Source organism: Pseudoroseomonas cervicalis ATCC 49957 (assembly GCF_000164635.1).
GTDB lineage: Bacteria > Pseudomonadota > Alphaproteobacteria > Acetobacterales > Acetobacteraceae > Pseudoroseomonas > Pseudoroseomonas cervicalis.
The window spans coordinates 250,986-255,754 of sequence record NZ_GG770780.1; the positions used below are offsets into that span (position 1 = coordinate 250,986).

Annotated in this window: 5 protein-coding genes; all 5 read left to right on the forward strand. The window is 70.7% G+C overall.

All coding sequences use genetic code 11. The annotated features are described in order from the left end of the window. Positions 1 to 142: 142 nt before the first annotated feature. On the forward strand, positions 143 to 1,132 hold the full coding sequence (locus HMPREF0731_RS14575; protein ID WP_007004924.1) for a TRAP transporter substrate-binding protein: 990 nt from the start codon (positions 143 to 145) through the stop codon (positions 1,130 to 1,132). An 81-nt stretch (positions 1,133 to 1,213) separates the two neighbouring features. After that, entirely contained in the window at positions 1,214 to 1,720 is a 507-nt protein-coding gene (locus tag HMPREF0731_RS14580) for a TRAP transporter small permease (protein WP_007004925.1), read from the forward strand. 6 nt (positions 1,721 to 1,726) lie between these two features. Further along, positions 1,727 to 3,025, forward strand: coding sequence for a TRAP transporter large permease (locus tag HMPREF0731_RS14585; RefSeq protein WP_007004926.1), 1,299 nt, complete (start codon positions 1,727 to 1,729; stop codon positions 3,023 to 3,025). 17 nt (positions 3,026 to 3,042) lie between these two features. Further along, entirely contained in the window at positions 3,043 to 3,888 is an 846-nt protein-coding gene (locus HMPREF0731_RS14590) for an NAD-dependent epimerase/dehydratase family protein (protein WP_040613390.1), read from the forward strand. Further along, on the forward strand, positions 3,885 to 4,736 hold the full coding sequence (locus HMPREF0731_RS14595) for an aldose epimerase family protein (protein WP_007004928.1): 852 nt from the start codon (positions 3,885 to 3,887) through the stop codon (positions 4,734 to 4,736). The genes HMPREF0731_RS14590 and HMPREF0731_RS14595 overlap by 4 nt, the downstream gene beginning before the upstream one ends. The last annotated feature ends 33 nt before the right edge of the window (positions 4,737 to 4,769 follow it).

The window sequence follows — 4,769 nt, forward strand, 5'->3', positions numbered from 1 at the left end:
GGCCGCCGGGAGCGGCCCGGCCGCGCGCCGCAAGCCCCGCGCGCCGGTTCCGCCCTGGTTTCGGAATGAGATCGGTCCGCATTGACAGGAGCGGGGGAAGCGGAGCAACCTCTCCGCAACCAAAGATCATGTGGGAGGACGTATGATAACCCGACGTCTGACGAATTGGCTGGGGGTCGCCGCCCTGGCGGTGATGGGCCTCGGCGCCAGCGTCACCCCCTCGGCGGCGCAGGAATGGCGCGGCTGGAACATCCATCCGCCCGACTACCCCGTCTCCCGCGGGATGGACCGCTTCACCGAGCTGGTGGCGCAGCGTAGCAACAACCGCATCCGCATGCGCACCTATCATTCGGCGCAGCTCGGCCAGCAGGACGAGGCGATCCAGCAGATGCGGCTGGGCTCGATCGACTTCGCCGAGTTCAACATGAGCGGGCTGAACAACATCGTCCCCAGCACCCAGGTGCTGACGCTGCCCTTCCTGTTCCGCTCGGTGGCGCACCAGCACAGCGTGGTGGACGGGCCGATCGGCGACACGGTGGCCGAGGACCTGGCCAATGCCGGGATCGTGCCGCTGGCCTGGTACGACGCCGGCGCGCGCAGCATGTACACCATCCGGCCCGTGCGCACGCCGGCCGACCTGCGCGGCATGAAGATCCGCGTGCAGACCTCCGACCTGTGGATCGACATCATCCGCGCGCTCGGCGCCAACGCGACGCCGCTGCCCTATGGCGAGGTCTACACCTCGCTGCAGTCCGGCGTGATCGACGGGGCCGAGAACAACTGGCCCTCCTACGAGAGCAGCCGGCATTTCGAGGTGGCGCGCCACTTCATCACCACCGAGCATTCCAACGTGCCGGAGGTGCTGGCCGTCTCCGCCACGCGCTGGCGCCGGCTGAACCAGGCGGATCGCGACCTGCTGCGCGCCGCCGCCCGCGAATCGGCCACCTACCAGCGCCAGCTCTGGGCCGAGCGCGAGCGGGTCAGCCGCGAGAAGGTGGTGGCCGCCGGTGTGCAGGTGACCGAGCTCACCGACCGCTCGCCCTGGCAGCAGCTGATGGAGCCGGTCTACGCCAAATACGCGGCCGACCCGCGCATGGCCGACCTGGTGCGCCGGATCCGCGAGACGCCCTGACCGGGCCGACCGACGCGGCATCCCCCGGGATGCCGCGTCTTTTGTTCTCCGTCCCTCCGCCCCGCAGGGAGCCTCGCCGCGATGGCCGCCTTCTCGCGCCTGCTCGACATCCTCGCCCGCATCGTCATCCTGCTCGCCTCCGCCGCCATGGTGCTGCTGGTCGTGATCACCGGATGGATGGTGTTCGGGCGCTACGTGCTGAACGACACCCCCACCTGGGTCGAGCGCGCCGCCACTCTCATCGTCATCACCATCGTCCTGCCGGTCGCGGCGGTCGGCGTGCGGGAGCGCTTCCACCTCTCCGTGCTCGGCTTCCGCGAGGCGCTGCCGGAACGCGCCCGCTGGGGCGTCGAGCTGGCCTGCGACATCCTGGTCGGGCTGTTCGGCCTGGCCATGGCCTGGTGGTCGCTCGAGCTGGTGCAGACCAGCCAGGGCATCCGCATCCCGCTGCTCGGCATCAGCATGATCTGGACCTACCTGCCGCTCACCCTCTGCGGCGTGCTGGTCGCCCTGTTCGCCCTGGAGCAGGCGCTGCTGGCGCTGCGCCACCGCCACACCGCAGCGCGCCCCGCGCTGGCCCTGGAGTAACGCCGCGTGGATCTCGGCCTGGTCATCCTCTTCGCCGTCTTCTTCGGCGGCATCGTCATGGGCGTGCCGGTGGCCTTCACCCTGGGGCTCGCCGCGCTGGCCGGCTTCCTGTGGGAAGGCATCAGCCCCGCCGTGGTGTTCCAGCAGATGACGGCGGGGATGAGCATGTTCTCCCTGCTCGCCATCCCCTTCTTCATCTTCGCCGGCGAGATCATGATGCATGGCGGCATCGCCCGCCGGCTGATCGCCGTCGCCTCCAACGCGGTGGGCTGGATGCGCGGCGGGCTCGGCGTGGTCAACGTCGCCTCCTCCATGCTGTTCGGCGGCATCTCCGGCTCGGCGGTGGCCGACACCTCGGCGCTCGGCACCGTGCTGATCCCGGCGATGCAGCAGCGCGGCTACGACACCGACTACGCGGTCAACGTCACCGTCACCTCGTCGATCGCCGGCATCATGGTGCCGCCCAGCCACAACATGATCCTCTACAGCCTGGCGGCGGGCGGCGGGCTCTCGGTCTCGGCGCTGTTCTTCGCCGGCATCGTGCCGGGCGTGGTGATGTGCACCCTGCTGGCCATCGCCGCCTACGCCGTCGCCGTCCGGCGCGGCTACCCGGCCGAGCCCTGGCGCGGCTTCCGCCACCTGCTGCTGAGCTTCCTCGACGCGCTGCCGGGGCTGATGACCGGCGTCATCATCCTGGGCGGCGTGCTGGGCGGCGTCTTCACCGTCACCGAATCGGCCGCCTTCGGCGCCATCTGGGCGGTGCTGGCCACGCTGCTGGTCTATCGCGGCCTGAGCTGGGAGAGCTTCAAGGTGGCGCTCGCCGCCTCGGTCCGCACCACCGCCGTGGTGCTGCTGCTGGTCGGCACCGCCACCGCCTTCGCCTACCTGCTGGCGCTCTACGGCTTCGCCGACACGCTGACCCGCGGCATGCTGGCGATCAGCGAGAACCCCATCATCATCCTGCTGCTGATCAACATCGCCCTGCTGCTGCTCGGCTGCGTCATGGACATGGCGGCGCTGATCCTGATCACCACCCCCATCTTCCTGCCGGTGGTGCAGCAGCTCGGCATGGACCCGGTGCAGTTCGGCATGGTCATGATGATGAATCTCGGCCTCGGCCTGACCACGCCGCCGGTCGGCGCCGTGCTGTTCGTCGGCTGCGCCATCGGCAAGATCCGCATGGAGACGGCGATGAAGGGCATCTGGCCCTTCTATGGCGCGATCCTGGTGGCGCTGGCCTTGACCACCTACGTGCCGGCTGTTTCGCTGACCCTGCCGCGCCTGCTGCTGGGCTACGGCCAGTGACCGCAAGGACCGACCCGATGAGCGACCCGAAGACCACCGTCCTGATCACCGGCGCCTCCGGCAATCTCGGCCGCATGCTGGCCCGGGCCTTCGCCGCCCGCGGCTACGCGCTGCGGCTCACCGACATCAAGCCCTTCCCCGACGACCTGCCCGGCACCGCCCGCTTCGTCACCGCCGATCTGGGGGACGAGGCCGCGATGCTGCGCATCGCCGATGGCTGCGGCGCCATCCTGCATCTCGGCGGCGTCTCGGTGGACCGGCCCTTCGAGGAGGTGCTGGACCCCAACATCCGCGGCCTCTACCTGGTCTATGAGGCGGCGCGGCGCTCCGGCGCGCGGGTGCTGTTCGCCAGTTCCAACCACGCCATCGGCTTCCACACCCGCCCCGGCCCGGGCGAGCCGAAGCTGGAGGCCCCCGGCTCCTTCCGCCCCGACAGCTTCTACGGCCTGTCCAAGGCCTATGGCGAGCTGATGGGCCGGCTCTACTGGGACAAGCACGGGGTCGAGAACCTCAATGTCCGCATCGGCAGCTGCTTCCCCGAGCCGGTCGATGCCCGCATGCTCTCCACCTGGCTGTCCTTCGACGACCTGGCGCGGCTCTGCCTCGCCTTCGTCGAGGCGCCGAAGGTCGGCCACGCCGTGGTCTGGGGCGCCAGCGACAACCCGGCCAGCTTCTGGGGCACCGACCACCGCGACCGCATCGGCTGGCAGCCGCAGGACAGCGCCGAGGCCTTCCGCGCCAAGGTGGAGGGCATCCTCTCCGGCAATCCGGTGGCCGAGCGCTACCAGGGCGGCAGCTATTGCGCCAATGGCTACAGCCGCAAGGGCTTCAGCCCGCGCGACGCCTTCGCGCTGGAGGATTGAGCCTGCGCCTGGCCGCCGCCGGCTGGGACGCCATGCTGCGTCCCGGCCAGGGCGCCGCCTTCGCGGCGCTGCGCTGGCAGGGGCGCGACCTGCTGGCGCCGCTGCCGGACGGCGCCGACCCCAACACCGGCATGGCCGGCGCCTTCTGGATGCTGCCCTGGACCAACCGGCTGGAGGGCGGCGCCTTCCCCTGGGCCGGCGCGGTGCATGCCTTCCCCATCACCCATCCGGCGGAAGGCAATGCGCTGCACGGCCTCGCCCGCGCCCTGCCCTGGCAGGTGGAGGCCGCGACGCCCGGTGCCGCCACCCTGGCCCAGCAAGGGGATGGCGGGCCGTTCCACTGGCGCGCGCGGCTCGGCATCGCGCTCTCCGCCGCCGGGCTGCGCCTGTCGCTCGCGCTGGAGAATGCCGGCGACGCGCCCTGCCCGATGGGCTTCGGCTGGCACCCCTGGTTCGCCCGCCCCGAGGGCTGCACGGTGCGCTTCGCCGCCACCCACCGCTTCCCGACCGATGACCGCAAGCTGCCTTTGCCGCCCGAGCCCAGCCCGGGCCTATCCGGGGGGGAAGCGGAATGGCTCGGCCTCGATGCGCAGTTCGCCGGCTGGGACGGGGTGGCGGAGCTGCACCGCCCGGATGGCTGCCTGACCCTGCGCGCGCGCGGCGACTGGGCGCGCAACCTGCAAGTCTATGCCCCCGCGCATCTGCCGCTGCTCTGCCTGGAGCCGGTGAGCCATGTGCCGGCGGTGATCAACCGGCCGGACCTCGCGCCCTGGGGGGCGATGCGGGTGCTGGCGCCGGGGGAAGGGATGGCGGGAGAGATTGAAGTGGATTTCAAGGAAATTCAGTAGCCTTCTTTTTCTGAAGAAAAAGAAGTTTTCTTT

Excerpts from the sequence above, each read along its gene's own strand:
- HMPREF0731_RS14575 (WP_007004924.1), top strand. The coding sequence starts at position 143 with ATGATAACCCGACGTCTGACGAATTGGCTGGGGGTCGCCGCCCTGGCG.
- HMPREF0731_RS14580 (WP_007004925.1), top strand. The coding sequence starts at position 1,214 with ATGGCCGCCTTCTCGCGCCTGCTCGACATCCTCGCCCGCATCGTCATC.
- HMPREF0731_RS14590 (WP_040613390.1), top strand. The coding sequence starts at position 3,043 with ATGAGCGACCCGAAGACCACCGTCCTGATCACCGGCGCCTCCGGCAAT.